At 59.6% G+C, this 25638-nt stretch carries 22 protein-coding genes and 1 pseudogene; 10 read left to right on the forward strand and 13 right to left on the reverse strand.

What is annotated here, in order from left to right; all coding sequences use genetic code 11:
- Positions 1–3 precede the first annotated feature (3 nt).
- Positions 4–783, reverse strand: a complete 780-nt coding sequence (gene budA, locus E0L20_RS06050) for an acetolactate decarboxylase (protein ID WP_131633156.1) — start codon at positions 781–783, stop codon at positions 4–6.
- Between the two features lie 105 nt (positions 784–888).
- Here budA and E0L20_RS06055 point away from each other — a divergent pair, with 105 nt between their 5' ends.
- From E0L20_RS06055 to E0L20_RS06065, 3 genes and pseudogenes are all read left to right on the forward strand, one after another.
- The gene (locus tag E0L20_RS06055; protein WP_131633157.1) at positions 889–1770 is read left to right on the forward strand and encodes a LysR family transcriptional regulator; all 882 of its coding nucleotides are present in this window, start codon (positions 889–891) and stop codon (positions 1768–1770) included.
- Between the two features lie 239 nt (positions 1771–2009).
- A pseudogene (locus tag E0L20_RS06060) lies at positions 2010–2465 on the forward strand (hypothetical protein).
- 258 nt (positions 2466–2723) lie between these two features.
- Positions 2724–3056 (forward strand): nitroreductase, encoded by a 333-nt coding sequence (locus tag E0L20_RS06065; protein ID WP_131633158.1) that lies wholly within the window; start codon positions 2724–2726, stop codon positions 3054–3056.
- Positions 3057–3191: 135 nt separating this feature from the next.
- Here the strand turns inward: E0L20_RS06065 and leuE are convergent, their stop codons facing one another.
- Together leuE and E0L20_RS06080 are read right to left on the reverse strand one after the other, a co-directional pair.
- Positions 3192–3836, reverse strand: coding sequence for a leucine efflux protein LeuE (gene leuE, locus E0L20_RS06070; RefSeq protein ID WP_131633159.1), 645 nt, complete (start codon positions 3834–3836; stop codon positions 3192–3194).
- A 249-nt stretch (positions 3837–4085) separates the two neighbouring features.
- Positions 4086–4976: an oxidoreductase gene (locus E0L20_RS06080; RefSeq protein ID WP_131633160.1), complete on the reverse strand. Its 891-nt coding sequence runs from the start codon at positions 4974–4976 to the stop codon at positions 4086–4088.
- A gap of 105 nt (positions 4977–5081) precedes the next feature.
- Here E0L20_RS06080 and E0L20_RS06085 point away from each other — a divergent pair, with 105 nt between their 5' ends.
- Complete coding sequence (locus E0L20_RS06085) at positions 5082–6203, forward strand: YbdK family carboxylate-amine ligase (RefSeq protein ID WP_131633161.1); 1122 nt, start codon at positions 5082–5084, stop codon at positions 6201–6203.
- On the opposite strand, the gene E0L20_RS06090 is transcribed toward E0L20_RS06085, so the two are convergent.
- From E0L20_RS06090 to E0L20_RS06100, 3 genes are all read right to left on the reverse strand, one after another.
- Positions 6133–9288, reverse strand: a complete 3156-nt coding sequence (locus tag E0L20_RS06090) for an efflux RND transporter permease subunit (RefSeq protein ID WP_131633162.1) — start codon at positions 9286–9288, stop codon at positions 6133–6135. The two genes, E0L20_RS06085 and E0L20_RS06090, sit on opposite strands and share 71 nt — an antisense overlap.
- 9 nt (positions 9289–9297) lie before the next feature.
- Positions 9298–10362 carry an efflux RND transporter periplasmic adaptor subunit gene (locus E0L20_RS06095; protein ID WP_131633163.1) on the reverse strand — a complete coding sequence of 355 codons (1065 nt, stop codon included), beginning with the start codon at positions 10360–10362 and terminating at the stop codon, positions 9298–9300.
- A gap of 120 nt (positions 10363–10482) precedes the next feature.
- Entirely contained in the window at positions 10483–13191 is a 2709-nt protein-coding gene (locus tag E0L20_RS06100) for a cation-transporting P-type ATPase (RefSeq protein WP_131633164.1), read from the reverse strand.
- Between the two features lie 488 nt (positions 13192–13679).
- Between E0L20_RS06100 and E0L20_RS06105 the strand changes: the two genes are divergently transcribed.
- Positions 13680–13928 carry a DUF1158 domain-containing protein gene (locus E0L20_RS06105; protein ID WP_010428319.1) on the forward strand — a complete coding sequence of 83 codons (249 nt, stop codon included), beginning with the start codon at positions 13680–13682 and terminating at the stop codon, positions 13926–13928.
- On the opposite strand, the gene E0L20_RS06110 is transcribed toward E0L20_RS06105, so the two are convergent.
- Positions 13914–15482, reverse strand: a complete 1569-nt coding sequence (locus tag E0L20_RS06110; protein ID WP_131633165.1) for an alpha/beta hydrolase-fold protein — start codon at positions 15480–15482, stop codon at positions 13914–13916. The genes E0L20_RS06105 and E0L20_RS06110 overlap by 15 nt on opposite strands.
- A gap of 123 nt (positions 15483–15605) precedes the next feature.
- Here E0L20_RS06110 and E0L20_RS06115 point away from each other — a divergent pair, with 123 nt between their 5' ends.
- Entirely contained in the window at positions 15606–17750 is a 2145-nt protein-coding gene (locus E0L20_RS06115) for a TonB-dependent siderophore receptor (protein ID WP_131633166.1), read from the forward strand.
- Positions 17751–17990: 240 nt separating this feature from the next.
- Here E0L20_RS06115 and E0L20_RS06120 read toward each other — a convergent pair whose 3' ends face one another.
- Entirely contained in the window at positions 17991–18332 is a 342-nt protein-coding gene (locus E0L20_RS06120; RefSeq protein WP_119935465.1) for a RamA family antibiotic efflux transcriptional regulator, read from the reverse strand.
- A 32-nt stretch (positions 18333–18364) separates the two neighbouring features.
- The gene (locus tag E0L20_RS06125; RefSeq protein ID WP_131633167.1) at positions 18365–19468 is read right to left on the reverse strand and encodes an MBL fold metallo-hydrolase; all 1104 of its coding nucleotides are present in this window, start codon (positions 19466–19468) and stop codon (positions 18365–18367) included.
- Between the two features lie 191 nt (positions 19469–19659).
- Here E0L20_RS06125 and E0L20_RS06130 point away from each other — a divergent pair, with 191 nt between their 5' ends.
- The 3 genes from E0L20_RS06130 (at position 19660) to nfsB (ending at position 21382) form a co-directional block, all read left to right on the forward strand.
- On the forward strand, positions 19660–20250 hold the full coding sequence (locus tag E0L20_RS06130) for a TetR/AcrR family transcriptional regulator (protein ID WP_131633168.1): 591 nt from the start codon (positions 19660–19662) through the stop codon (positions 20248–20250).
- Complete coding sequence (locus E0L20_RS06135) at positions 20240–20608, forward strand: MmcQ/YjbR family DNA-binding protein (RefSeq protein ID WP_131633169.1); 369 nt, start codon at positions 20240–20242, stop codon at positions 20606–20608. The genes E0L20_RS06130 and E0L20_RS06135 overlap by 11 nt, the downstream gene beginning before the upstream one ends.
- 120 nt (positions 20609–20728) lie before the next feature.
- Positions 20729–21382: an oxygen-insensitive NAD(P)H nitroreductase gene (gene nfsB / locus E0L20_RS06140; RefSeq protein ID WP_131633170.1), complete on the forward strand. Its 654-nt coding sequence runs from the start codon at positions 20729–20731 to the stop codon at positions 21380–21382.
- A 36-nt stretch (positions 21383–21418) separates the two neighbouring features.
- On the opposite strand, the gene E0L20_RS06145 is transcribed toward nfsB, so the two are convergent.
- From E0L20_RS06145 to E0L20_RS06160, 4 genes are all read right to left on the reverse strand, one after another.
- Positions 21419–21706 carry a helix-turn-helix domain-containing protein gene (locus tag E0L20_RS06145; protein ID WP_131633171.1) on the reverse strand — a complete coding sequence of 96 codons (288 nt, stop codon included), beginning with the start codon at positions 21704–21706 and terminating at the stop codon, positions 21419–21421.
- Positions 21687–22016 carry a type II toxin-antitoxin system RelE/ParE family toxin gene (locus tag E0L20_RS06150; protein ID WP_131633172.1) on the reverse strand — a complete coding sequence of 110 codons (330 nt, stop codon included), beginning with the start codon at positions 22014–22016 and terminating at the stop codon, positions 21687–21689. Before E0L20_RS06150 ends, E0L20_RS06145 begins: the two co-directional genes overlap by 20 nt.
- A 139-nt stretch (positions 22017–22155) precedes the next feature.
- Complete coding sequence (locus tag E0L20_RS06155; RefSeq protein WP_131633417.1) at positions 22156–23181, reverse strand: DUF2157 domain-containing protein; 1026 nt, start codon at positions 23179–23181, stop codon at positions 22156–22158.
- The gene (locus E0L20_RS06160; protein WP_131633173.1) at positions 23178–24047 is read right to left on the reverse strand and encodes a helix-turn-helix transcriptional regulator; all 870 of its coding nucleotides are present in this window, start codon (positions 24045–24047) and stop codon (positions 23178–23180) included. The genes E0L20_RS06155 and E0L20_RS06160 overlap by 4 nt, the downstream gene beginning before the upstream one ends.
- A gap of 107 nt (positions 24048–24154) precedes the next feature.
- Between E0L20_RS06160 and E0L20_RS06165 the strand changes: the two genes are divergently transcribed.
- Positions 24155–25591: an MFS transporter gene (locus E0L20_RS06165; RefSeq protein WP_131633174.1), complete on the forward strand. Its 1437-nt coding sequence runs from the start codon at positions 24155–24157 to the stop codon at positions 25589–25591.
- The last annotated feature ends 47 nt before the right edge of the window (positions 25592–25638 follow it).

A 25638-nucleotide genomic window follows, 5' to 3' on the forward strand; every position in this document is an offset into this window, starting at 1 on the left:
CTGTTAGTTTTCGACGGAACGGATGGCCGCATCAAGGTTGCTCGGGTGAAGGTTGGCCTGTAAGAACGCGCTGTCGGCGGGCAGGTCAATCATCAGCTTGTGGATTTCGCCGAAGGTGAGCACGCCGCTCTCCAGCTGGTAGTCGAGCAGATGGCCCCCGCCCTGACGGTCGTCGGTGATGAAATGCTCGTGATAGCCCGCCACGTTGATGCCCTGCATGTGCTGCGGCGTGCGGAACCCGACCAGCACGCCCTTGCGCTGGTTAAAGCGGAACACCGGCTGGTCGTCCAGCACGTCGGTCATCGCGCGGTACGGCGGCTTCTGACGCGGTACGGTGCGGGTGTGGGCGTGGCGGAAGTTGCCGTCAATGCGCAGCGCGCAGAACAGGTTGTCTGAGGGGATCTGCTGGTCGATTGCGTCGTGGATCTGCTGGCGGCTGACCGGCGCATCGAAGGTGATACGGTACTGCGGCTGGAACCAGGTCATCACCGCGAACGGCGTTTTCTGCTCTGGCTTCGCGGCCCTGGCGCTGCCGTCGGCGCGCAGCTGGTACACCTGACTGCTGAAGGCAATCATTTCACCGTCCAGCTCGTTGAAGGTCCCCAAACCAAAATCACCGTGTGCCAGCAGATCGGCGATGGTGGTCTCCCCCTCGTACACGCCGCTTAGCAGGGCGCTCATTAGCGATGTCTGATAGATCACGCTGTCAGGATGCCGGGCGGAGAACCCCTGCAGGGTCTCGCACAGGCTGGCCTCACAGTCGCAGGCAGATGAATGCATCATCGTGCTCGTCCTCTTCAACTTTATTTAGAAAGGTTAAATAAATGTTGACCCGATTCAGCAGAGAGTTCCAATATAGAAACTATGCTGGTTTGAGACGTTTTTGATATGGAACTTCGATATCTGCGGTATTTTGTCGCCGTGGCACGCGAGCGACACTTCACGAAGGCGGCCAAAGCGCTGGGTATTTCACAGCCTCCTCTGAGTCAGCAGATCAAGCGGCTCGAAGAGGAAGTGGGCACGCCGCTGTTCAGGCGCCTGACGCGCGGCGTGGAGCTCACCGAGGCGGGAGAAGCCTTCTACGAGGACGCCTGCAAGATCCTGGCGATGAGCGACGCCGCGCTGGAGAAGGCCCGGGGCATCGCGCGCGGGCTGAACGGCAGCCTGTCGATTGGCATCACCAGCTCCGACGCCTTTCATCCCAAAATCTTCACCCTGATCCGCCAGTACCAGGTGCAGAACATGGCGGTGCGGGTTCATCAGGTGGAAGCAAACATGTCGTCGCTGATGACGATGCTGGCGGAGGGGGAGCTGGATATCGCCTTTGTGCGGCTGCCGTGCGAAAGCAGCAAGGCGTTTGACCTGAAAATCCTTGACCGAGAGCCGATGGTGGTGGCGCTGCACCGCGACCACCCGCTGGCAGCGTGCGGTGAACTGGCGCTGGAGCAGCTTCGTGATACGCCGGTGGTGCTGTTTCCGCAGGAGGTCGCGCCGGGGCTGTACGACCGCGTGTACGGCTGCTGCGAGCGGGCCGGGATTGACGTAAAACGCGCGCTGCAGTCGTCCCAGCTTTCATCTTCTTTGAGCATGGTCTCTGCGGGCGGCGGGTTCGCCCTGGTGCCGCAGTCGATGGCGGCCATTTCACAGCCGAATGTCACCTACCACGCGCTGAGCGCGCCGGCGCTTTATACCGATATCGCCATCTGCTGGCGGCGGTTTGAGCGTTCGCGGACGGTGAAGCGGTTTCTGGCAATGATGAGCGAGGGGTAACCGCCGCGCCCGGTGGGTTTGGTTGGTGGTTGTTGTAGGCCGGATAAGACGTAGCCGCCACCCGGCAATGCCGATCTGGAAGCCGCCTCGCATACCTGCAAGCAACCTTATGTAATTCAGGGTTATCCCTTTTAATCCCTTCTTCGCGGTCGTACAGTGCCTGCGTTGCGGCACATCCGTAACCGGGCGTAGGAACCCGTTAGCATAACGTGACATTTCTTACTTAAAGAGGATGCTAAATGGCGACTATCCCTGAGTTTTCTTATGCGCTTTCTGAAGAAAGCGCCGTTCATCATCTCATCAACTTACCCGTTTCCGAATCTGCGGATCTCTTTGAACTGGCCGACGCCTGCACCGCGTATGTGAGCGTGCTGGTGGAAACTGACGACGCAGTGACGTTTGCCACGCTCTGAAAGCGATTGCTGGAGGCGCTAAAGCGACTGCGTGAATGCTGCGATGCTGAACTCCCGCAGTATCTGGTTGAACAGCTGATTGCGGGGGAGAAGATCAACTCATGCGTGCCGGACTGCTGGCAGGAGACGACGCTGCAGGTGGACTATGCCGTGGCGTTAACGCTGGCAGTGATGGGCGGAACGCTGCCTGCAAGCGTGGCGAAAGAACTCACCGGGCTGCTGCATGATATGGTCTGGCTGCTGGCGGAGTTTGTAAAGGAGCCTTATATCACGGCGCACTGAGGCGGGTGATGGTAGGCCGGGGTTCTGCTGGGTAAGAAGCGGGATTTCGGTCTTATGCAAAATACAATGTTGTTTGTTGGATGTCTGTGAAGCGCGAAAAGCGGGCATAATGTTGAACTTAAATAATGATCATTTACTAATCTTGGCGAAAACGGCCCTTAACCCTGACTAGTAAAGACAAGGCAAAATCACGCATCCGGTCGTCAGGTCAAAACATGATATTCTTCAGGATACTTACAACCTAAAAGGCGAGTCCGGATGGAAAAGACCTTCACTCCTGAACAAATTAACATTATCAATCGTGTTGTCTTCAGCCATATCGATAAAATGACTGAGGAAGTGGCTAACATTGTTGAAAAAACAGAGAAAGCCGCGCACCAAGAAATATCAGATTACGGCATAAATATGGCAGATTTTTATCCTGCCAATCAGCCATTTTTAATGATGACAATCGTACAGACATTGATAGACCGTGTGCATGGTGGGGACATGGCTCTTGCTCAAAAAATGATAACTATGGAAGCGAAAAGACTGAATGTCAGCGTAAGTGTTGAGGCGGATAAATCAGGGATATCGAGCATGAACGATTAAATTGCTAATCATGTCCGCTTTTGGCATGAAGCGGATCGCCTGACATACTGCGAGGTCTGCTACGAGCGAATAGCAGACGGCCTATCCATCAAAAGAACATAAAAAAAACCGCCGTGAGGCGGTTTAGCTGTCTCGTTAGGAGGTTGCGCTTGCGAGTCGCGCTGCAAATCCAATGAAGAACATACCTACCAGCGCGTTTCCAATGGTTGATAATCTACGGTTGCCTTTCAAACGGCTTAGCAGATAAGAGCCGCAGAAAACGAGAAAGCCGAAATAAACGAGAGTAATTGCGAACATTACTGCTGCCAGAATGATAAAAGCCATCCAGGAGTGTTCAGCCTGAACATTAATGAACTGGGCGAAGAAAGAGATATAGAACAGCAGCGTCTTTGGATTCAATAGCGTAACCAACATTCCGCGTCCGATGATCCCCCCGGCATCAGCTGAAGCTTTCTTTTCCTCACTCGTTTCGACAGCTGGCTTGAAGATAGCGCGTATTGTCTGGACACCGAGATAGAAAAGATAAGCAGCGCCTGCGTACTTGATGGCGTTAAACAAGGCAGGAGTTGAGCTTATGACCGCCGCCAGCCCACACCATGCCAGCAGAACCAGAATAACGTCGCTCAGCAGAATGGAAAATATTGCAGCAAAGCCCCGCTTGATGCCGCTGGTAATGCTCGTTTTAATCACGAACATGGTTTCAGGGCCAGGTACAAGGACTATCAGCGTTGCACCAAGCAGGTACGTCCAGAAATTCACGACACCAAAATCAGCAAACATTTTCACTCCGGTTCTCTCGTTTTCAACGAAGCTATTCTAATGTAACCAGCGTAGATGAAAACACATCACGGCAACTTTCCTAGTAAGCCAATGTCTGCTGTTGGCACAGAGCGGACATTCATATTCATCTCCCTTCCTCTCTATCGGCCCGCCGCCACTCTCAGGTATGAATACGTTTATCACCTTGTTTAGAAAAGCGATGGGCAGCACGGCCGCCCATTACTTTGCCGAACGGAAAAACAGCGGCCGTTAACCCGGCCCCTCGCTCCCCGCCGCCAGCAGCGGCACCACCACGTCGCTGATGGGCACCGCAATACCGTGCCTGCGGCCGTAGCGCTGGATCACGCCGTTGCGGATGTCCCACTCCATCGGGCGATCGGCCTGACGGTCAGCAAGGATCGACGTGCCCAAATCCTCAGGCGCACGCTGGAACTTCGCCAGAATATCCTCAGCAACGTCATCGTCCAGCTTCGCCCCTTCGGCACGGGCGACGGTAAGCCCCTCGCGCAGGTAGGCCAGCGCAAGCTCGCTAATATCCTCGCGCCTGAACATCCCGGCGCGGCGGTTGGCCAGCACCATCAGCCCGGCGACCGCGTTTTGCAGCAGCTTGCGCCAGGCGACGGTAGGGAAATCTGCCGAGAGCTCAACTTCACAGCGCGTTCCGCGAAGCGCCTCCACCACCCGCTGCGCCTGCGGCACGTCCGGCAGCGTTAGGCGCGGTTTGGCACGCAGCCAGACGGACGCATCCGGCTCACGCTGGGCCGGAAACCACACCACCGACGGCAGCACCGTTGCACCATTAACCAAAGGCTCAAGCTGGGCTTTTTGCTCCACGCCGTTTTGCAGCGCGCAGACCACGGTATTTTCATCGCACAGCGCGCGCAGCCATCCGGCGCTGTCGGCATTTTGCGTCGTCTTTACCGCCACGAAAACGAGATCGACGGGGCGCGTAATGACGGACGGATCGGTCAATACCGGGCCGGGCACCACGGTTTCGCCCCCGTCGTGGCGAAGACGCAACTCTGGATGCGCGGTGCGTCCGCACAGCAGCGGCGTACGGCCCGCGTCATGCAGTACCGCGGCGATGGTGGTCCCAATTGCGCCAGGCCCAATCAGCGCAATCACTGGATTGTCAGACATGGTTAACTCCCCTTTTCGCTAAGCCTGCTAACAGTTATACCACCCTGAAAAGTGAGCGCCACGTCGTTGTCTATACTCAACACACAACAGCCAACGGAGTGCACCATGCCCCTACCCGACTTTAAATCCTCTGAACCCTACACCCTCGGCATCGAGCTCGAACTACAGGTGGTTAACCCGCCGGGCTACGACCTGAGCCAGGACTCCTCCGCGCTCATCGCCGCCGTCAAAGACGACATCAAAGGTGGCGAAGTCAAACACGACATCACCGAGAGCATGCTCGAAATCGCCACCGGCGTGTGCCAGACCATCGACCAGGCGGCGGCGCAGTTCTCGGTGATGCAGCAGAGCATCCTGCGCGCGTCGGCGGAGCAGCATATCCAGATCTGCGGCGGCGGGACGCACCCGTTCCAGAAGTGGCAGCGTCAGGAGGTGTGCGACGACGAGCGCTATAACGTCACGCTGGAGCGCTTTGGCTATCTGATTTTGCAGGCGACGGTGTTCGGCCAGCACGTGCACGTCGGCTGCCGGACCGGAGACGACGCGATTTATCTGCTGCACGGCCTGTCGCGCTTCGTGCCGCACTTTATCGCCCTGGCGGCCGCCTCGCCGTATATGCAGGGCACCGACACGAAGTTCTCCTCATCGCGGCTCAACATCTTCTCAGGCTTTCCGGATAACGGCCAGATGCCGTGGGTCAACAGCTGGCAGGAGTTCGAGGGGCTGTTCCGCCGCCTGAGTTCCACCAGCATGATCGACAGCATTAAGGATCTGCACTGGGACATCCGCCCCAGCCCGCACTTCGGCACCGTGGAGGTGCGGGTGATGGATACGCCGCTGACGCTCGGCCACGCGATTAACATCGCCGGGCTTATTCAGGCGACGTCGCATTGGCTGCTAACCACGCGGCCCTATAAGCATCAGGAAAAAGATTTTCTGCTGTACCGCTTTAACCGTTTTCAGGCGTGTCGCTACGGGCTGGAGGGGATCCTGACGGACGTGCACACCGGTGAGCACAAAACCGTGGCGGAAGACATTTCGTGGCTGCTGGAGCAGGTTGCGCCGTCGGCCGAGAAGCTCGGCGCGACGAGCGCGATCAATGAAATTGCCCTGCTGTTAAAGCAGGGCAAGAGCGAGGCGCAGCGCATGCGGGAGTTTATCGCCGACGGCGGCTCGCTGATTTCTCTGGTGCAGAAGCACTGCGAGCTGTGGGCGACGAGTCCGTAAGGCCGTGACCCCACTCGCGCAGGCGCTGGAACAGCACGAACAGCGCCGGGATAAACAGGATCCCTACCACGGTTGCCACCAGCATGCCGCTGAACACCGTGGTGCCGATGATGCGGCGGCTCTGGGCACCGGCCCCGGTTGCCAGCATCATGGGCAGGACGCCAATGATGAACGACACGGCGGTCATCATCACCGCGCGGAAGCGGCGCGAGGCCCCTTCCCTTGCGGCATCGACAATCGTCATCCCGTCCATGCGCCGCGCGCGGGCAAACTCCACGATAAGAATTGCGTTTTTAGCCGCTAGCGCGATCAGCAGCACCAGGCCTATCTGCACGTACACGTCGTTGGCGTAGCCCGCTAACCACAGCCAGACCAGCGCCCCGCCGATGGCGAACAGCACCGAGAGCATCACGCTCGCCGGGAGCGTCCAGCTCTCGTACTGGGCGACGAGGAACAGCCACGCCATCACCACCGCCGCCAGCACGATCCATATCGCCTGGTTGCCGGTCTGCTGCTCCTGATACGACATGCCGCTCCAGGCGTAGTCGTATCCCGCTGGCAGATTCTCCGCCAGAAGCTCGCCCATCGCCGCCATCGCGGTGCTGCTGCTCACCCCAGCCGCCGCCGAGCCGCTCACCGACACGGACGGGAACTGGTTGTACTGCTGCAGAAATGGCGCGCCGACGGTCGGCGTGATGGTGACGAGGTTGCTCAGGCGCACCCGCTCGCCGCTGTTGCTGCGCACGAACAGCTCGCTTATCTGCTCGGCGCGCTCGCGCCACTGCATCTCGTTCTGCATCACCACGTGGTAAACGCGGTTGTTGACGCTGAAATCCCCGGCGCGCGTGCCGCCAAAGGCGGTCTGCAGGCTGCTGAAGATGCGCGACACCGGCACATCGAGGCGCGCGGCACGCTCGCGGTCAACGGTCAGCGTCAGCTGCGGCACGTTGCTGCTCCAGGTGGTGAACACGCGGCTCAGCTGCGGATGCTGGTTGGCTTTCGCCAGCACCTCGCGCGTCACGCGCTCCAGCTCCGCCGGGCTCTGCCCCGCCTGCGCCTGAATGCGCAGGTCGAAGCCGGAGGCGTTGCCCAGCCCCGGCAGCGTCGGCGGCGCGAAGGTCATGATGGTTGCTTCCGGCAGAGCCAGCAGTTGGCGCTGCAGGGTGCCCATCACCTCGTCCAGCGGCGGGCGCTCGCTCCAGTCTTTGAGCATGATGGAGATAAACCCGCCGTTGGAGGCGCTGGTGCCGTTGAGGATGTTAAACCCGGACACCTGAATCACGTCCTCCACCGCCGGATTTTTGATTATTAATTCGCGCGCCGTGGTCATCACCGCCTCGGTGCGCTCCAGCGAGGCCGCTTCCGGCAGCTGGACGCTGGCGAAGAAGTAGCCCTGGTCTTCCTGCGGCAGGAAGCCTTTTGGCATCGACGTAAAGCTGAACGCCACCACCGCCGCCGCGCCCGAGGTAGCCAGCAGCGCCAGCCACGGGCGCTGGTTTAATACGTTCACGATGCGGGTGTAGAAACCGCGCGTGGCGTCCAGCCCGCGGTTAAAGGCGCGATAAACCGCGGCAGGTTTTTCCGGGCGCGGACGCAGCAGCATCGCGCACAGAGCGGGCGTCAGGGTGAGCGCCACCAGGCTTGAGAGCGTGACGGCGGTGGAGAGCGTCACCGCGAACTGGCGGTACAGCTCGCCGACAATCCCCGGCAGGAGCGCCACCGGCACAAACACCGCCAGCAGCACCAGCGTCGTCGCGATGACCGGCCCGGCGATCTGGCGCAACGCCAGCGCGGTCGCCGCCGTGCGGCTCTGCCCTTCCGCCATCAGCGTTTCGACGCTCTCCACCACCACGATGGCGTCATCCACCACCATGGTCAGCGCCAGAATAATGGCGAACAGGCTGAGGGTGTTGGCGGAGTAGCCGAGCGTGTAGAGCACCGCGAAGGTGCCCACCAGCGACACCGGAATGGCGAGCGCGACAATCAGCGTCGCGCGCCAGCTTTGCAGGAACAGGGAAACGACCACCACAACCGCCAGCATGGTGAGCGCCAGCGAGACGCCGATCTCTTTAATGGTGGCGGCAACAAAGGAGGTGGTGTCGAATTTCACCTCGTAGACCAGGTCGTCCGGGAAGCGCGTCGAGAGGCGCTCCAGCTCCGCGCGCACCGCATCGGCCACGCGCAGGGCGTTGGCGGACGGCGTCGGGTAGATGCCGAGGTAGGCGGAGTCGTGCCCGTTCAGCTGCGCGCCGGAACTGTAGCTGCGCGAGCCGAGCTCGATGGTGGCGACGTCCTTCAGGCGCACCAGCTGGCCCATCTCGCCCGCTCGGATAATGATGTCGGCAAAGTCTTCGGCCTGATTCAGGCGCCCCAGCCCGTTAATGGTCAGGGTCTGCTGCTGGCCGTTAAACACCGGCGGCGTGCCGACCTGGCCTGCCGCCCCCTGCACGTTCTGCTCGCGCAGCGCCTGCGCCACGTCGTCGGTGGTGACGTTCAGGGCGTTCATGCGGTCCGGACGCAGCCAGATGCGCATGCTGTAGTCGCGCGCGCCAAACATCTGCACCTGCCCGACGCCCGGCAGGCGTGACAGCGCCTCACGCACCTGGGTACTGGCGTAGTTGCTGACGAACAGCGGCGTGTGGGTGTTGTTCGGTGAGTAAAGACTTACCCCCATCATCAGGTTGGTGGCGCGCTTGCGGACCTGCACGCCGTTTTGCTGCGCCTCGGTCGGCAGCTGCGCCACGGCCTGCGCCACGCGGTTCTGCACGTCGATGGCGGCGAGGTCCGGATCGGTCCCCGCCGCAAAGGTGATGTTCAGGCTGTACGTGCCTTCGTCCGAGCTGGTGGACTCCATATAGAGCATGTGATCCACGCCGTTCAGCTGGGTCTCCAGCGGCGTGGCTATCGCTTCTGCCACGTCAGCCGAGCTGGCGCCGGGCCATGAAGCTGACACATTCACCACCGGCGGCGTGATCTGCGGGTACTGCTCTACGGGAATAATCCTCAGCGCGATGGCCCCCAGCAGGGTGATGACCAGCGCAATCACCATCGCGAAGCGCGGGCGTTTGATGAAAAACGTCAGCATGATGGCTCCTTAATTCAGTATCTGGACGGCGGCGCCGGGCTGCACGCGCTGCGCGCCATCAGTAATCGCTCGCTCACCGGGCTTCACGCCGGATGAAATCTGGAACTGCTGGCCAATCTGTCCGGCGACCTGTAGCGGACGCATTTCGGCTTTGCCGTCGGCGTTAACCACCCAGGCAAAGAACCCGTCGCCGTTCTGCTGTACGGCAGCGGCGGGCAGGGTCAGGACAGGCTGCTCGCTGGTCGGGCGCAGGTAGACGTTAACGTTACCGCCGGGCAGGAGCTGATGGCGCGGGTTAGCGAACTCGGCGCGCAGCATCACGCTGGCGGTGCGCGGGTCGATGCGGTTGTCCACGGAGGTCAGTTCACCGCTGACGCGCTGGCCGTTGCTGTCGATAAGCGCCTGCCAGGCCTTTTTCATGGAGTTAATATCAGGATGCTGTCCGGCTTTGGTGGCAAAGGCTCCCTCTTCCAGCGCAAAGGCGATGCGGATGGGATCGAGCTGCACGACCTCCACCAGCACGCCGCTTGCGGGGTTGACCAGGCTGCCGACGTGGAAGTTGCTGTGCCCCACGCGCCCGTCAATCGGCGAGGTGATTCGGGTATAGCTCAGGGTGACGTTGCGGGTTTCGAGACGTGCTTTCGCCTGCTCCAGCGCCGCGCTGGCGACGTCGCGCTGCATGCGGGCGTTATCCACGTCGTGACGGCTGATGGCGTTGCTGCTGCCCAGGCTTTCAAAGCGGGAAAGCTGCTGCTGCGCCTGGCGCAGCGTGGCTTCTGCACTTTTTACTTCGGCCTGCGCCAGACGCACCGCGGCGCGCGGCTCGGCATCGTCCAGCTCGAACAGCACATCGCCTTTTTTCACGTACTGTCCGTCGCGGAACGGGGCTTTGACGATTGCGCCTTCCGTACGCGCGCGCAGCTCAACGGTGTGGATAGCCTCAATGCGGCCCGGGATCTGGCGCTCGGCGGCGTGGGCGGTCTGCTCCACGGCGGCGACGCGAACGGGAATGGCGGCGGCGAAGGCGGGTTGCAGGGTGCAGGCGAGGAGCGCGAACAGGAGTGGGAGTTTCATGGGAGTACCTCAGATGTGTTCCCCTCACCCTAACCCTCTCCCCAAAGGGGAGAGGGAACTTGAACACCCTCTCCCCTTTGGGGAGAGGGCAGGGTGAGGGGTAAGGTTTTAAGGTTTTCGTTACGCAGCCTTACGGAACCTGCGGGTCAGTCGCTTCTCGACTTCGACGACGAAGAACATCACGCCCGCGACCGCCAGGGTCACAAACCAGTAGCGCAGCGGCAGGGCTTCGGTGCCGAACAGCATCTGCATAAACGGCAGGTAGATGATCGCCGCCTGGAGCAGGAACAGCACGCCCGTCACCAGCCAGATACCTTTGTTCGCCAGCAGGCCGCGGTTCAGAGAGAACCCGTCGGTGTTGCGGCAGTTAATCATGTACACCCACTGGGCGCAGACCAGCATCTGCAGCAGCACGGTGCGGATGAACTCCGCGCTGTGGCCGCGCGGGGCCAGCCAGGCTTCCAGCGCAAAGGCGGCGATGGCAATCATGGTGCCGACGAAGGCCACGCGCCACACGGCGTAGGCGTCCATCACGTGCTGACCAGTCTGACGCGGCGGACGGCGCATGATGTTGCGCTCGGCGGCCTCAAAGGCCAGGCCGAAGGAGAGCGTGGCGGAGGTGGCCATGTTCATCCACAGAATCAGCACCGGCGTCAGGGGAATAATGTTCCCCGCCAGCAGCGCAATCACAATCAGCAGCCCCTGCGCCAGGTTGGTCGGCATGATGAACAGAATGGTCTTCTTCAGGTTGTCGTAGACGCGACGCCCCTCTTTCACCGCGCTGGCGATGGTGGCGAAGTTATCGTCCGTCAGGACCATGTCCGCCGCCTCTTTGGTCACTTCCGTGCCCTTGATGCCCATCGCGATGCCCACGTCCGCCTGGCGCAGCGCCGGGGCGTCGTTCACGCCGTCACCGGTCATGCCGACGATTTCGCCTTTGTCCTGCAGCGCTTTCACCAGGCGCAGCTTATGCTCCGGGCTGGTGCGGGCGAAGATGTCATACTTCACCGCGGCTTCCGCCAGCGCGGCGTCGTCCATCTTCTCCAGCTCGTAGCCGGTGACCGCCTGCTCGCTGTTGGTGATCCCCAGCATCTGGCCGATGCTCATCGCCGTCTGCGGGTGATCCCCGGTGATCATCTTCACGCGGATCCCCGCCTGCTGGCAGGCGTTAATCGCATCAATGGCTTCCGGACGCGGCGGGTCCATCATCCCGGCGATGCCGAGGAAGATCAGGCCGTGGCTCAGGTCATCGTGCGTCAGCGTCTGCTCGCCGTTTGCCGGCTTGAACGCCGCGGCAACCATGCGCAGCCCCTGACGCGCATAGCGCTCCATCTCGGCTTCCCAGTACGCGCGGTTGAAGGCTTCGGTGCCGTTGCGGGTCTGCTGCTCGGCGCACAGGGCGAAAATCACGTCCGGCGCACCGGTGATCAGGATCTGCTCCTCACCGCCAATCTGGTAGTGGGTGCTCATGTACTTGTACTGCGAGTCGAACGGGATCTTGTTAATCAGCGTGGTCATGACCGGCGCAAGGTTAGCCTTCGCCGCCAGCACCTTCAGCGCGCCCTCGGTCGGCCCACCGGTAATGCCCCACAGGCCGCGCTCGTCCTGAATCATCTGGCTGTCGTTACACAGGTCGATGGTGCGCAGGTACTGCTCCAGCACGGTGCCCGGCTGGATCTGCACCGGCTCGTCGCTGCCTTCCAGGTAAATGTTGCCCACCGGCTCGTAGCTGTTACCGTCCACGCGATAGCAGGTGTCGGCGGTGATGATGGCTTTGACCGTCATCTCATTCATGGTCAGGGTGCCGGTTTTATCCGAGCACACCACGGTCATCGCGCCCAGGGTTTCAACCGTCGGCAGCTTGCGGATAATCGCCCGCTTGCGCGCCATCGCCTGCACGCCCAGTGAGAGGATGATGGAGATAATCGCCGGCAGACCTTCCGGCACGGAGGCCACCGCCAGGCTAATCAGGGAGAGCAGCAGCTCGCCCATTGGGATCTCGCGGAACACCAGGCTGAAAACAAACAGCGCGGCCATCATCGCCAGGATAATGGCGAAGATGGCTTTACCCAGCTTGTCCATCTGCACCAGCAGCGGCGTGCGGTGCTTTTCGATGCCCGCCATCATCTGGTTGATGTGGCCAAGCTCCGTATCCTTGCCGGTCGCGGTGACCAGGCCGACGCCACCGCCCGCGCTTACGGTCGTCCCGGAGAAGACCATGTTGGTGCGGTCGCCCAGCGGCAGTTCGCCGCTCAGCGGATTCGTGTGCTTATCCACCACGGTGGATTCACCGGTCAGAATCGCCTCTTCCACGCGTAAATTATGCGCTTCGATTAAGCGCATATCCGCCGGAATACGATCTCCCGCGCGTAATACAATAATATCGCCCGGGACTATTTCAGTTGTGGGTATCGTTTCGTGGTTGCCGTTACGAATAACGCGCGCCTCGCTGGAGAGCATATTGCGAATACTCTTCAGCGATTTTTCCGCGTTGCTTTCCTGAATATGGCCAATTAAGGCATTGATGACCGCCACGCCGAGAATAACCAGCGTATCGACCCAGTGGCCCATCACCGCGGTTAATACGGCCGCCGCAAGCAGAACGTAAATCAGGACATCGTTAAAGTGCGCGAGAAAACGCAGCCAGCCCGGCTTGCCTTTTTTCTCCGGCAGGGCGTTCGGGCCATGTTTCTGCAAACGCGCCTGCGCCTCGGCGCGGTCCAGGCCGTTAGCCTGACTCTGCGCCTGAGCGAGCACCTGCTCTACGGTCTGCTGGTACGCCTGCCCGCCCGCGGGTGGCATATTCTGTGAGAAATTTTTTTTGGTCATGGTATTTTTCCTTCAATATCCGGTGGACGGAAGCCGGAATTCCCTTCTGGCTTTAATTAATTCAATTTTAATTCTTGCGGGTTAAATTGATCTAAAGCAATATAATGACAACGGAGTTATTCAAAACTGCTAAAAATTAATTCGATAAGATGATTTTTACAAAATATTTCTAAACCAACATTAAACAAGGAGACAGCATGTTTGGTATTTATCGCGGACGGCGCCTGGCGTTATACATTGTCGCAGCCATTGTTATTGCTACGTTAATTGGATACAGCACCTATACGTTTGTAAAATTATTTTCCTGATGCAGACGTTTATTTACATAACGCGATATTAATTTAATCGACCGGCCAATATTATTCTTTTTTTAGTTATGAAATGCGGAATAAAGGCTATGTGATATTCAAATTCGTCGGCCGGATTGATATTGCTTTACGAAACAGGATGCCGGACAATGACATTTTTAACTGACGATTAACATTACGATGAAACACCCGTTAGAATCGCTGCTTACGGCCGGGGGCATTTTATTGCTGGCCCTGATCTCCTGCCTGCTGCTACCCGCGCCGTCGCTGGGTCTGGTGCTGGCGCAGAAGCTGATGACGACCTTCCACATGGTCGATCTTAACCAGCTTTACACCATTCTGTTCTGCCTGTGGTTTTTAGCGCTCGGCGCCATCGAATTCTTCATCCTGCGTTTCGTCTGGCGCCGCTGGTTTTCACTGGCGTCGTAGGCCGGTGAAATCACGCATGCCGTGGATCAGCGCTTCGCACCAGGCCGCGTAGTCGTGGCCGCTGGATGACGGACTGAAACTGACGCGATAGCCTTTCTCCCGCAATACCTGTTCAAATTCCTGGGTTGTGCGATAGATCCCCCCGCCCGGCCCCGCGGTTTCGAACTTCCCGGCCTGCAGCCAGAATCGCACCGGATACGGCGGCGACTGCTGATACTGGCGCGTCAGCCAGCCGGGGGCTTCCCCCTTCGGCGCCCACCAGTACGAGCCTGAAAGACTCAGCACGTTGCCAAACAGGCGCGGGTAGCGCAGCGCCACCCACGACGAGGCAATGCCCCCGTAGCTCGACCCCGCCAGCACCGTTTTCTGCCGCTGCATCGCAATGCCCTGCCCGCGCAGCCACGGCAGCAGCTCGTGCGCCATAAAGTCGGCGAAGTCCGGATTTGGCGGCAGCTCTTTGCCGCGTCGGGCGTGATCGAGGCTGTCGATAAACACCACGTTAATCGGCGGAAGATGATGGCGGGCAATAAGACCGTCCAGCACGTTGGCGAAGCGGTATTCATCCTGATAAATCTGCCCGTCGAAGAGGATGAGCGTCCAGCGCGCGGGCTGCGCGCCGCGCGGCTTGTAGACCATCACTTCGCGGGAATTGCCGAGGATCTTGCTCGCTATGTTCTGACGGCTCAGCGTGCCGTGCACCAGCGGCTGCGCCGTGGCCTGAACGGTGCAGTAGCGCGCGGGGCTGAGATCGAGCAATGAATAGCGGTTCCAGCGATCGGTCTTTTGCCCCCCAAAGGACGTCGGGTTGAGCGGATCGGCCTGGGCGCTCACCAGGATCGCGCGCCGCTGGTCGCGTGGCGATCCGTCAATGACCGGCACGTCCGGCGCAAGCTTGTACTGCATCACCGTATCGGCGGGCACCACGTAGCTGCGGAACCAGACGTCGCTTTTGCCCAGCCGGAAAAGCGGATCGTGATCCCCCGCCGGGGAGCCAAGGATAAAAACGTTGTCCCGCGCGCCGCGCCACAGGAAGGTGACGCGCTTATGGCCCGCATCCACCGGCTCCACCATCGGCGTTCCCTGCCGACTCTGCGCCTGCCAGAACGCGTTGGTACTCCCACCGGCAGCAATCTCTTTTGCCAGCGCCTGAAGCGTCGGGCTTTCAGGCGCCAGGATTTGTTCGCGCGATAAGGCGGAGGTCTCTTTCATCCGCCACTGAAAACGCCACGGCTTGCCCGCTTCACCGTGCAGCACCAGCGAGCTGGTTTGCTTCACCGGGAGGGCAAAAAGCAGCGTGTGTTCCCCGTCGGCGGGTCCATTCTCGACCAGCGTGCGAATGCGGCGGTTTTGCCCGTACAGCAGGCGCGCATCGGTCACGCCGTTCAGCGTGGCGGATACGTAATTCTCGTCCAGCGGCGGAAGTAAAAAACAGACTTCACCGCTGGCATCAAACTTCCCCTGCACATCGCCCTGAAGGGAAGAGTGTTCGCACGTCGCCGCCACGGCGGGTAGCGCGCCTATCCCTAATAACAACCCACTCCATACCCTCTTCATTACCGCATGTTCCCCGACGAAATTTGTTAACAACGCTAATGCAAATGGTAATAATTTGCAATATCATCCAGACCGATTTACCGGTGTTTTTATGGCGATAGCAACCAAGGACGTTCAACAAAAATGTTTAAAAATAATAAGATAATGCAGCTCTGGCTGCTGAGCCTGACCGCGGCCAGCGTGACGGCTCAGGCAGAAACGAAAGAAGAAACCATCACGGTGACGCAAGGGACGAGTCAGGAGCCCACCGCGCCCGTGAAGGGGATTGTGGCGACAAAAACTCTCTCTGCGACCAAAACCAGCGCTGAGATCGTCAGGACGCCGCAGTCGGTGTCGGTGATCACCCGCGATCAGATGCAGATGCAGGACGTCACCTCCGTGTCGCAGGCGCTGCGCTACTCGGCGGGGGTGTTCACCGAGTATCGCGGATCGTCAAACCGTAACGACGAGGTGTTTGTGCGCGGCTTTAGCTATGTGCCGAAATTCCTCGACGGATTAAGCTTTGGCGCAACGGCCTCGTCACAGACGGGCACCATCGATCCGTGGCTGCTGGAGCGCGTGGAGCTGGTGCGCGGCCCGGCGTCCGTTCTGTTTGGCCAGGTGAACCCGGGCGGGCTCATCAGCATGACCAGCAAGCGCCCGACCGCTGAATCCATCCACAACGTGCAGTTCCGCACCGGCAATAACGCCCTCGCCGAAGGTGCATTTGACGTCGGCGGCAGGCTCAGCGACGACGGCCGCGTGCTGTACCGCGTGAACGGGATTGCCCGCACCCAGCATAATCAGGTGGATGATTACAAAGAGACGCGGATGGCGATTGCCCCTGCCATCACCGGGTACCCGAACGATCGGACCCGCTTTACGCTGCTGACCAGCTACCAGAAAGATCCGGACGCGGGCTACCGCAACTTCCTGCCCGCCTACGGCACGGTAAAAAGCGTCGACGGAAAATACATCCCGCGCGACTTTAACGTCAGCGATCCGGATTATAATCAGTCCTGGCGCGAGCAGACGATGATTGGCTACGAGCTGGAACATCAGTTCGCCGATAACCTCACCCTGCGCCAGAACGCACGTTACGCCACCATCAGGCAGAAATACCGGTATCTGGTCTACGCCACCAGCGCCGCCAACAGCTCGGTGCTAACGCGTCGCGCCCAGCACGAGGAACGCACCACCAACGAGTTTGGCCTCGACAACCAGCTGGAGTACCTGGCGAATACCGGTGAAGTCTCCCATACCCTGCTCGGCGGATTCGACTATAAAACCAGCAAAGATAAACAGCTGCTGGCGCGCGGGAGCGGCTCGCAGTATGACCTCGACTGGCGAAACCCGGTATACGGCGTAAACGTGGACGAAAGTACCTTTAAGGCCGCCACCGACGAACAGCAAAATCTCGACCAGATGGGGCTGTATCTGCAGGACCAGATGAGCTGGAACCGCTGGGAGTGGCTGGTTTCCGGGCGCTACGACTGGAGCGAAGTGCGCACCAATGACTTCACCGACGGCAGCTTTGCCCAGCAAAACGACAGCAAGTTCACCTGGCGTACCGGCCTGCTGTACGCGTTCGACTCTGGACTGTCGCCGTACGTCAGCTACAGCACCTCGTTTGAACCGAACCTGCAAACCAACCGCGCGCCGGGCGTGGGGCCGTTTAAGCCGACCACCGGCGAGCAGGCCGAGATTGGCCTGAAGTATCAGCCGGTCGATACCACCCTGATGACCCTGGCCCTGTACGATTTAACCCAGGACAACGTGGCGACCTACAACAGCGCCGAAGGCTGGTTCGAGAATGCGGGCAAGGTGCGTTCGAAGGGCGTTGAGGCGGAAATCCACTCCACGCTGTTGGACAACGTCAACCTGATTGGCTCGTACACCTACACGGATGCGAAAACCAGGAGCACCACGGTCGCGGGGACCGAAGGCAAAACGCCAGCGCGTATTCCGGCGCATATGGCCTCGGCCTTCGCCAGCTATACCGTGCCCGGCGGCGCGCTGAAGAGCCTGACCGCCGGCGTGGGGATGCGCTACATCGGCACCAGCTACGGCGACGCGAAAAACACCTTCAAGGTGCCGTCGGTGGATCTGTATGACGCGATGGTCAGCTACGACCTGGGCGAGATGAGCCGCAGCCTGAAAGGGGCGAGCGTGCAATTCAACGTCAATAACGTGGCGGATACGAAGTATGTGGCATCGTGCGCAAGCGATACGGCGTGCTTCTACGGGATAGGCCGGACGGTAACGGCGACGATGAATTACAGCTGGTAAACTGGGTGCGGTCTGGCCCCTCACCCTAACCCTCTCCCCAAAGGGGAGAGGGGACGATTACACCCTCGCCCCTTTGGGGAAAGGGCCGGGGTGAGGGGACGATTACACCCTCGCCCCTTTGGGGAGAGAGCCGGGGTGAGGGGACGATTACACCCTCGCCCCTTTGGGGAAAGGGCCGGGGTGAGGGGACGATTACACCCTCGCCCCTTTGGGGAGAGGGCCGGGGTGAGGGGATGTTTTTCAGTGCGCCCTACTATGGTTCTCTTTACGGTACGCGCCCGGCGGCTGGTTGAAGGTGCGGGTAAATATGCGGGTAAACGTCTGCTGCGAGTCAAACCCGTAGCGCAGACAGATGTCGTACACGCGCTCGTCCGATTCGCGCAGGTCGCGCGCCGCCAGCAGCAGCTTGCGCTCGCGAATATAGCGCCCCAGACTTTCCCCCTTGTACTGCATAAACAGCCGCTGCAGGTGCCACTTCGAATATCCCGCGTGGCGGGCAATCTCTTCGATGCGTAGCGGCTGATGTAGGTTGTCGTCAATCCACTCGACGATGGTGTCGATGACCTGAGCGGAAATAGTCATGCTGCTCTCCCCCTCTGCTTCTCGGTTAAACATTATTCCCACCACTCACGAAATTGTTGCGTGCTGTCGCCCACGCGAACCGGTTCGCCCAGCTCTGGCGTCAGCAACCGATAATTTTTGTCCTTGCTGGCCCGCGCCAGCTGGATCAGCGGATCGTTCCACGTGTGCTTCGCCAGCACGAAGCGCCCGTTGTGTCCCGGCACCACCGCTTTCGCGTTGAGATCCGCCGAGGCCTGCGCCGTTTCATCCGGCAGCATGTGGATGTACTTCCAGTCCTGGTCGTACTGACCGTTTTCCATGATGGCTAAATCCACTTCGCCAAACTGCTCGCCGATGGCCTTGAAGTGCGGGCCATAGCCGGAGTCACCGCTGTAATAGACCTTCTGCCCTGGCGTGACGAACATAAAGCTGCCCCACAGGGTCTGATTGCGCTTGATGCCGCGCCCGGAAAAGTGGCGCGCCGGCAGCACGTGCACCGTCAGTTCATCGCTAATGCGCACCGCCTGGTTCCAGTCCCGCTCGTCGATAATCTCCGGGTTCATGCCCCAGTAGCGCAGGTGGGAGCCCACGCCCAGCGGCGTGACTACGCGCTTCACCTTCGGCAGCAGCGCCCTGATGGTGGTGTAATCCAGATGATCGTAGTGATCGTGCGAGATAATCAGCAGGTCGATCTCCGGCATGCTCTCCGCATGCCACGGATACTCACCGGCAAAGGCCTTATTGAGGAACGAAAACGGCGCGGCGTAGTTGCCAAGCACCGGGTCGATCAGAATGCGTTTCCCCGCCAGCTGCATATACCATGACGAGTGGCCGAGCCACACCAGGGTATCCTGCTCCAGCGGCAGGCTCGCGAGATCGGTTTTCACCAGCGGCAGCGGCTGCGCCGGTCGTGCGTTTTCGGTTTTACGGGTCAGAAACTGCCACCACGCCACCAGCATATTTTGTTGACCGGTAAAGCCCGGCGTCGGCAGCGTATTGTGGAATGTCCCGTCGCGATACTGCGGGGAGGCTTCCACCTCGGAAAGCCGATCGCCCTGCGGGGGCTGGCCGAAACCGGCGTTCAGAACAAAAGGTAAACTGGCCGCTGAAGCAATAATCATGACAAACACCACGCAGATGAATAGAGGCTTTTTCATTTCCTGACCCGAATACGCGCCCCGTCCGATGGTTTACGCGGGTTAAGCTTGATTATGAGTGAGTAAGCACTCATTATTAGATACGATGAATATATCGTCAAGACGTTTTCGATCTTTGACATTCCGCGTTGCAGCAGTATGAACCGCATGCTTCAATACGCTTTTTTACAATTGACAAAGGGGAGAATTTAGTGGCACGTCCGAAGAGTGAAGATAAAAAACAGGCCTTACTGGAAGCAGCAACCGCTGCATTTGCGCAGTCGGGGATTGCCGCCTCAACGGCGCTCATTGCCCGTAACGCGGGCGTTGCCGAAGGCACCCTGTTTCGCTACTTTGCGACGAAAGACGATCTGCTGAATGCCCTCTACCTGCACCTGAAGCAGGATCTCTGCCAGGCGATGCTGTCTAATCTGGATCGCTCACTCACCCAGCCCAAAGAGCACACGCGTAACATCTGGAACAGCTATGTCGACTGGGGGATTAAAAATCCTCTCGCACACGCCGCCATTCGCCAGCTGGGCGTCAGTGAGAAGATCAACGCCGAGACGGAACAGGCCGTGAAGGATATGTTCCCGGAGCTGCACGAGCTGTGCCGCCGCTCGGTGCGCCAGGTGTTTATGTCCGACGAATTTAAAACCTTCGGCGATGCGATTTTCTTATCGCTGGCCGAAACGACGATGGAATTTGCCACCCGCGATCCCTCCCGCGCCGTCGATTTTAAAGCGCTGGGCTTTGAGGCCATGTGGCGCGGGCTGGCTCAGGAGGATAGCGATGGACGGTAAGTCCTTGCAGGAACACGCAAAACGCGCGGCGCTGGAACTGCCTTTTACGGAACACTGCTGGCCGTTTGGGCCCGAATACGACGTGTTTAAAGTGGGCGGGAAGATTTTTATGCTGATGGCGGTTGTACGCGGTCGCCCCCACGTCAGCCTGAAATCCGATCCTGAAAAATCGCTGTTGAATCAGCAGATTTACCGCGGCGTTGAACCGGGCTATCACCTGAATAAAAAGCACTGGATCTCACTCTACGGCACCGATGACATCACGCCTGAGGTGGTTACCGATTTCATCAATGACTCATGGAACCTGGTGGTCGATAAGCTGCCCAAAAAAGACCAAAAATGGATACGCCCGGCCTGATTGTTCGCCTGAGACGAACAGATTAACCGCTCGAATCGCACTTATCTTTTCCCGCTTCGCGCGGTAATCTGCTCTCCTTTCGCGCCCGCGTACGGGCGAATTTTATTACCAGGAGTTGTTATGGATATCATTTCTGTCGCCCTGAAACGTCACTCGACCAAGGCGTTCGATCCAACCAAAAAACTGACCGCGGAAGAAGCGGAAAAAATCAAAACCCTGCTGCAGTACAGCCCGTCCAGCACCAACTCCCAGCCGTGGCACTTTATTGTCGCCAGCACCGAGGAAGGGAAAGCGCGCGTGGCGAAATCCGCCGCGGGGACCTACGTGTTCAACGAACGCAAAATGCTGGATGCTTCTCACGTGGTGGTGTTCTGCGCGAAAACCGCAATGGACGATGCCTGGCTTGAGCGCGTGGTGGAGCAGGAAGAGGCCGATGGCCGTTTCAACACGCCAGAAGCTAAAGCCGCCAACAATAAAGGCCGCCACTACTTTGCCGACATGCACCGCGTGGATCTGAAGGATGACGACCAGTGGATGGCGAAACAGGTTTACCTGAACGTCGGTAACTTCCTGCTGGGCGTGGGCGCGATGGGTCTGGACGCGGTGCCGATTGAAGGTTTCGACGCCGCTATTCTCGACGAAGAGTTTGGCCTGAAAGAGAAAGGCTTTACCAGCCTGGTGGTTGTACCGGTTGGGCACCACAGCGTGGAAGATTTCAACGCCACGCTGCCGAAATCTCGCCTGCCGCTGAGCACGATTTTGACCGAGTGCTGATCCTTAGTGGCACGCTGGGTTCCGGCGTGCCTGTTTTCAGTAAAGCGTAATTTGCGGGTGTTTAACCCCGCACACCAGTGCATAACGCGTTAACGTATCAAGGCTCGCCCGGGTAATATTCGCTTCCATTCTTGATACGGTGGGTGCGCTGACGCCCATTCGCTCCGCCACCTGTGCGCGCGTCAAACCAGCCTGGTTCCGCCATTGCGCCAGCATCTCTCGCAGGCGCTCCTTGCGCTCTTCTGCATCAAAAGAAGCCTGAACCTCTGAATCGCTTAACAGTTCCGCTCTGAGTGCGTCCCAGTCAATAATCTTCTTGCTCATCCAACATCTCCTGTTGTCGTTTTAATGCCAGACGGAGTTCAGCTGAGGGCGTTTTTTGCGTCTTCTTAACAAATACACGCAAAAGAAAAATCGTCTTTTCCCGCTGGTAAACATAAATACCTCGGGTATGGATCAGCCCAACGGTCCTGATTTCAAACAGACCATGCGTCAGTGGTTTGCTGTCAGGTTCCCGAAGAGCCGTCGGGTTTAAGCGCAATTTATCAAGCTGGCGAATTAGCTTCGCCTGCACCCCTGCAGGCAGTAAGAGAATCTCTTCCCTGACCGCCTCATGAACGATAAGTCTGAACACGGTATTTCATCCCTGATGATATTAACACATAAGGCAATTTGCATTAAAGGCTAATATTGCCTTTAGTGACTTACCTTACCTGCTTTTATCGGGTCATACCGGATCCGCAATAATTCCCTGAAAGCGCCTCGCAAAAAATTTATTTCCCCGCATGCCAAATCTTCTCCGCATACCGCCCAATCACCGCCAGCGACGCCGCCAGGATCAGGAAAAACACCACTTTGTTCATCCCGTCCCAGAAGTATTCGAAGTAGCGCGTATAGAGGTTAACGGCGAGGAACGTCAGGCCAAAACCGCGCAGCATCCCGTCGTCGGTTCTCAGGCTGATGTAAATGCAGAGCACCGCCGCCACGGCGAACAGCAGTGCCCACGGCAGGAGTGAGGCCCGCGTGACGCTGTACCAGCTGTCGATATCGTAATTGCCGAAAATCGACATGATCCACAGGGCCACAAACAGATACGTCAGCCCCATGGCTTTGCTGGTGGCATAGAGATGCCGCGCCTGCAGCACTGCACGCAACACCCGGCACAGCGCCAGCAGCGCGCCGCCGAAGAAGATAAACCGCACCGGGTAGTTCATCCCCAGCCAGTACGCGCCCCAGCCGGACATGTAGCCCGTCTCTGCGCCAAACCAGTTGCCGAGCGAGAGCAGGAAAAACAGCCACACCAGCCCCGAACGGCCAAAGAAGCCCACCAGCCCGTAGATCGCGCATCCGGCCAGGAACAGCGGCGCAACGTGACCGCTGCCGTTATCGAGCCGCTCGCCAAGCTGCCAGAGCGCAATGGCGGTAAAGAGCACGCCGAGGAACAGAATCGCCTCGGTACTGTAGTGCCACCAGGTTTCCCGCCGCTGTCGGCTGAATCCCCACAGGTAAAACAGCACCGCAATCACCGCAGGCAGGCCGATGCGGGCGAGAGAAGAAAAAGCGAAGAATTCGATGATGCGCGCCATCAGCTCGCTGTCGGAGAACAGGCTGCCGATGGCGATAATGACGCAGGCCAGCGCCGTCCAGAAGGCATAACGGCTGAGGCGCTGCCAGTCCATGGTGACGCGGCGTAAGGTTCCGGCAAGGCGCTGGTGCTCGTCGGCGGTTAATGCGCCCTCCTGCTCCCACTCGGTGAGCGCGCGGCGCAGGAGGCGTTCCTGTTTGCGGGTGACGTTCATTTTACCTGCTCCGCCAGCCATTCCATCGCCCTCTCCCCCGCTTCGTCCACCGGCAGATACACCAGCAGCCGCGATCCGTTTCGCGGCGCGGAGTACCAGTACATCTGCTGCAGCGTAAAATCCCCCAGCTCGGGATGGGTAAACAGCTTGAGCTGGTTCTCCACGCCGCGCACGTCGTTGCGCTGGTGCCACAGGGTTTTGAACTCTTCGGACACGGCAAAGAAGCGCGCCAGCTTCGCTTCCCACAGCGGGTCGCCCCGGTGCTCGGCCATCGCCGCGCGGAAGTAGGAGACAAATATCGGCAGCACGTCGTCGCGCCTGCCGAGCCGCGCGCGCCACGCCGGGTGGGTGAGGAACAGGTAAATACAGTTGCGGTCTTCCGGCGGGATCTCATTGAAATCGACGCCCATCAGGTGCCCAAAGCTGTCGTTCCACGCCACGATGTCGAAGTTCGGCTTCTGGATGCTGGCAGGCTTCGGCATCAGCGTGTCGAGCAGGCGGCGCGTGCCTTCGCTGATGCCCTCGCAGCAGACCGCCTGCGGCGCTTCGCCCGGCGGCAGACCGGCGAGCACGAAAACGTGTCGCGCTTCGGTCGGGGTGCACTGCAAGGCTTTCGCCACGGCCGCCATCACCGCGCTGGACGGATTGACGTCCCTGCCCTGCTCAAGCCAGGTATACCAGGTCACGCCCACGTCAGCGAGCATCGCCACCTCTTCGCGGCGCAGGCCCGGCGTGCGTCGGCGCCCGCTGCGCGGCAGGCCGAGACGCTGCGGATCGAGGCTTTCACGGCGGGCGCGCAAAAATGCGCCGAGCTGTTTTCGCGTGTCATCCTGAAGTGAGACGACGGGTTCAGACATCAAGGCCATAAATCCCCCTGCATGGTAGTGCCAGTACCAGTATAAGTAAGAACTGGTACCCGTTTATCAGATGGTTGATGCTACGACCATCTGATGAATGACGCAATGGAGATCCCATGAATACGTCAGTTGTTTCACCGGGCCGCGCTGGCCTGATATTGCTGTTAACCGGCCAGATGCTGCCGCTGATTGATACCTCAATTACCAACGTCGCGCTGGACTCCATCACCCACTCTTTACACGCTACGGCGACCGAACTGGAGCTGATCGTCGCGCTCTACGGCGTGGCCTTCGCCGTCTGCCTGGCGCTCGGCAGCAAGCTGGGGGATAACTTTGGCCGCCGTCGCCTGTTTATGTGGGGCGTGGCGAGCTTTGGCCTGGCCTCGCTGCTGTGCGGCATGGCGGGAAACATCGAACAGCTGCTGGCCGCGCGCATCGTTCAGGGCGCGGGCGCGGCGCTGATCATGCCGCAAATTCTCGCGACGCTGCACGTGACGTTAAAAGGCACGGCGCACGCCAAAGCCATCAGCCTGTTCGGCGGCATCGGCGGGATTGCGTTCATCGTCGGCCAGATGGGCGGCGGCTGGCTGGTATCGGCGGATATCGCCGGGCTGGGCTGGCGTAACGCCTTCTTTATCAACGTGCCGATTTGTCTGGTGGTGCTGGCGCTGAGCCGCCGCTACGTGCCGGAGACCCGTCGCGATACGCCATCGCGCATCGACTGGCCGGGTACGGCTCTGCTGGCGATGATTCTCTGCTGCCTGCTGTTCCCGATGGCGCTTGGCCCGCAGTGGCACTGGTCATGGCCGCTGAAGGCTGCGCTGCTGGCCATTATTCCACTGGCATATTTAATGGTGCTAAACGCGCGTAAAAAAGAGCGTGAAGATGCGCACCCGCTGATCCCGCCGCGTCTTATGCAGCTCAACAGCATCCGTTTTGGCGTGCTGATCGCGATGCTCTTTTTCAGCGTCTGGTCCGGGTTTATGTTCTGCATGGCGCTGACCATGCAGACCGGCCTTGGCATGGCGCCGTGGCAGTCCGGAAACAGCTTCATCGCCCTCGGAGTGACCTACTTTATCTCCGCGTGGTTCGCGCCGCGCCTGATTGCCCGCTACAGCACCAGCACCATTCTGCTCACCGGGCTGGCGATCCAGATTGTCGGCCTGCTGGCGCTGGTTGCCACCTTCCGCACGTGGGGCATGAACAACACCGCGCTGACGCTGGCACCCGCGACCGGGCTGGTCGGCTACGGGCAGGCGCTGATTGTGAACAGCTTCTACCGCATCGGGATGCGCGATATCAAGCCCGACGACGCGGGTGCCGCAAGCGCCATTCTCAGCACGCTGCAGCAGGCCGCGCTGGGGCTGGGTCCGGCCATTTTTGGCGCGATTCTGCTGCACGCGCTGCAAAACCATCACGGGGACTACACCCAGGCGGTTAACGTTTTCCTGACGGTAGAAACTGCGATGATGGTCGCGCTGGCGCTGGCGACGCTGCGCATGCGCCATCGCCTCTGTTTACCGGTGGTAAAGGTTTGCCAGGCCACCAAATAAGCCTGTGAATTTGCATAATTAATCCGCAGCCGCCATTATGGGGCTGC

Source organism: Enterobacter wuhouensis (assembly GCF_004331265.1).
In the GTDB taxonomy this organism is placed as follows: Bacteria; Pseudomonadota; Gammaproteobacteria; order Enterobacterales; family Enterobacteriaceae; genus Enterobacter; species Enterobacter wuhouensis.

Bases quoted from the DNA above. Each gene is read 5' to 3' on its own strand.
- budA (WP_131633156.1), bottom strand. From the start codon at position 783: ATGATGCATTCATCTGCCTGCGACTGTGAGGCCAGCCTGTGCGAGACC.
- E0L20_RS06055 (WP_131633157.1), top strand. From the start codon at position 889: ATGGAACTTCGATATCTGCGGTATTTTGTCGCCGTGGCACGCGAGCGA.
- E0L20_RS06065 (WP_131633158.1), top strand. From the start codon at position 2,724: ATGGAAAAGACCTTCACTCCTGAACAAATTAACATTATCAATCGTGTT.
- leuE (WP_131633159.1), bottom strand. From the start codon at position 3,836: ATGTTTGCTGATTTTGGTGTCGTGAATTTCTGGACGTACCTGCTTGGT.
- E0L20_RS06080 (WP_131633160.1), bottom strand. From the start codon at position 4,976: ATGTCTGACAATCCAGTGATTGCGCTGATTGGGCCTGGCGCAATTGGG.
- E0L20_RS06085 (WP_131633161.1), top strand. From the start codon at position 5,082: ATGCCCCTACCCGACTTTAAATCCTCTGAACCCTACACCCTCGGCATC.
- E0L20_RS06090 (WP_131633162.1), bottom strand. From the start codon at position 9,288: ATGCTGACGTTTTTCATCAAACGCCCGCGCTTCGCGATGGTGATTGCG.
- E0L20_RS06095 (WP_131633163.1), bottom strand. From the start codon at position 10,362: ATGAAACTCCCACTCCTGTTCGCGCTCCTCGCCTGCACCCTGCAACCC.
- E0L20_RS06100 (WP_131633164.1), bottom strand. From the start codon at position 13,191: ATGACCAAAAAAAATTTCTCACAGAATATGCCACCCGCGGGCGGGCAG.
- E0L20_RS06105 (WP_010428319.1), top strand. From the start codon at position 13,680: ATGAAACACCCGTTAGAATCGCTGCTTACGGCCGGGGGCATTTTATTG.
- E0L20_RS06110 (WP_131633165.1), bottom strand. From the start codon at position 15,482: ATGAAGAGGGTATGGAGTGGGTTGTTATTAGGGATAGGCGCGCTACCC.
- E0L20_RS06115 (WP_131633166.1), top strand. From the start codon at position 15,606: ATGTTTAAAAATAATAAGATAATGCAGCTCTGGCTGCTGAGCCTGACC.
- E0L20_RS06120 (WP_119935465.1), bottom strand. From the start codon at position 18,332: ATGACTATTTCCGCTCAGGTCATCGACACCATCGTCGAGTGGATTGAC.
- E0L20_RS06125 (WP_131633167.1), bottom strand. From the start codon at position 19,468: ATGAAAAAGCCTCTATTCATCTGCGTGGTGTTTGTCATGATTATTGCT.
- E0L20_RS06135 (WP_131633169.1), top strand. From the start codon at position 20,240: ATGGACGGTAAGTCCTTGCAGGAACACGCAAAACGCGCGGCGCTGGAA.
- nfsB (WP_131633170.1), top strand. From the start codon at position 20,729: ATGGATATCATTTCTGTCGCCCTGAAACGTCACTCGACCAAGGCGTTC.
- E0L20_RS06145 (WP_131633171.1), bottom strand. From the start codon at position 21,706: ATGAGCAAGAAGATTATTGACTGGGACGCACTCAGAGCGGAACTGTTA.
- E0L20_RS06155 (WP_131633417.1), bottom strand. From the start codon at position 23,181: ATGAACGTCACCCGCAAACAGGAACGCCTCCTGCGCCGCGCGCTCACC.
- E0L20_RS06160 (WP_131633173.1), bottom strand. From the start codon at position 24,047: ATGGCCTTGATGTCTGAACCCGTCGTCTCACTTCAGGATGACACGCGA.
- E0L20_RS06165 (WP_131633174.1), top strand. From the start codon at position 24,155: ATGAATACGTCAGTTGTTTCACCGGGCCGCGCTGGCCTGATATTGCTG.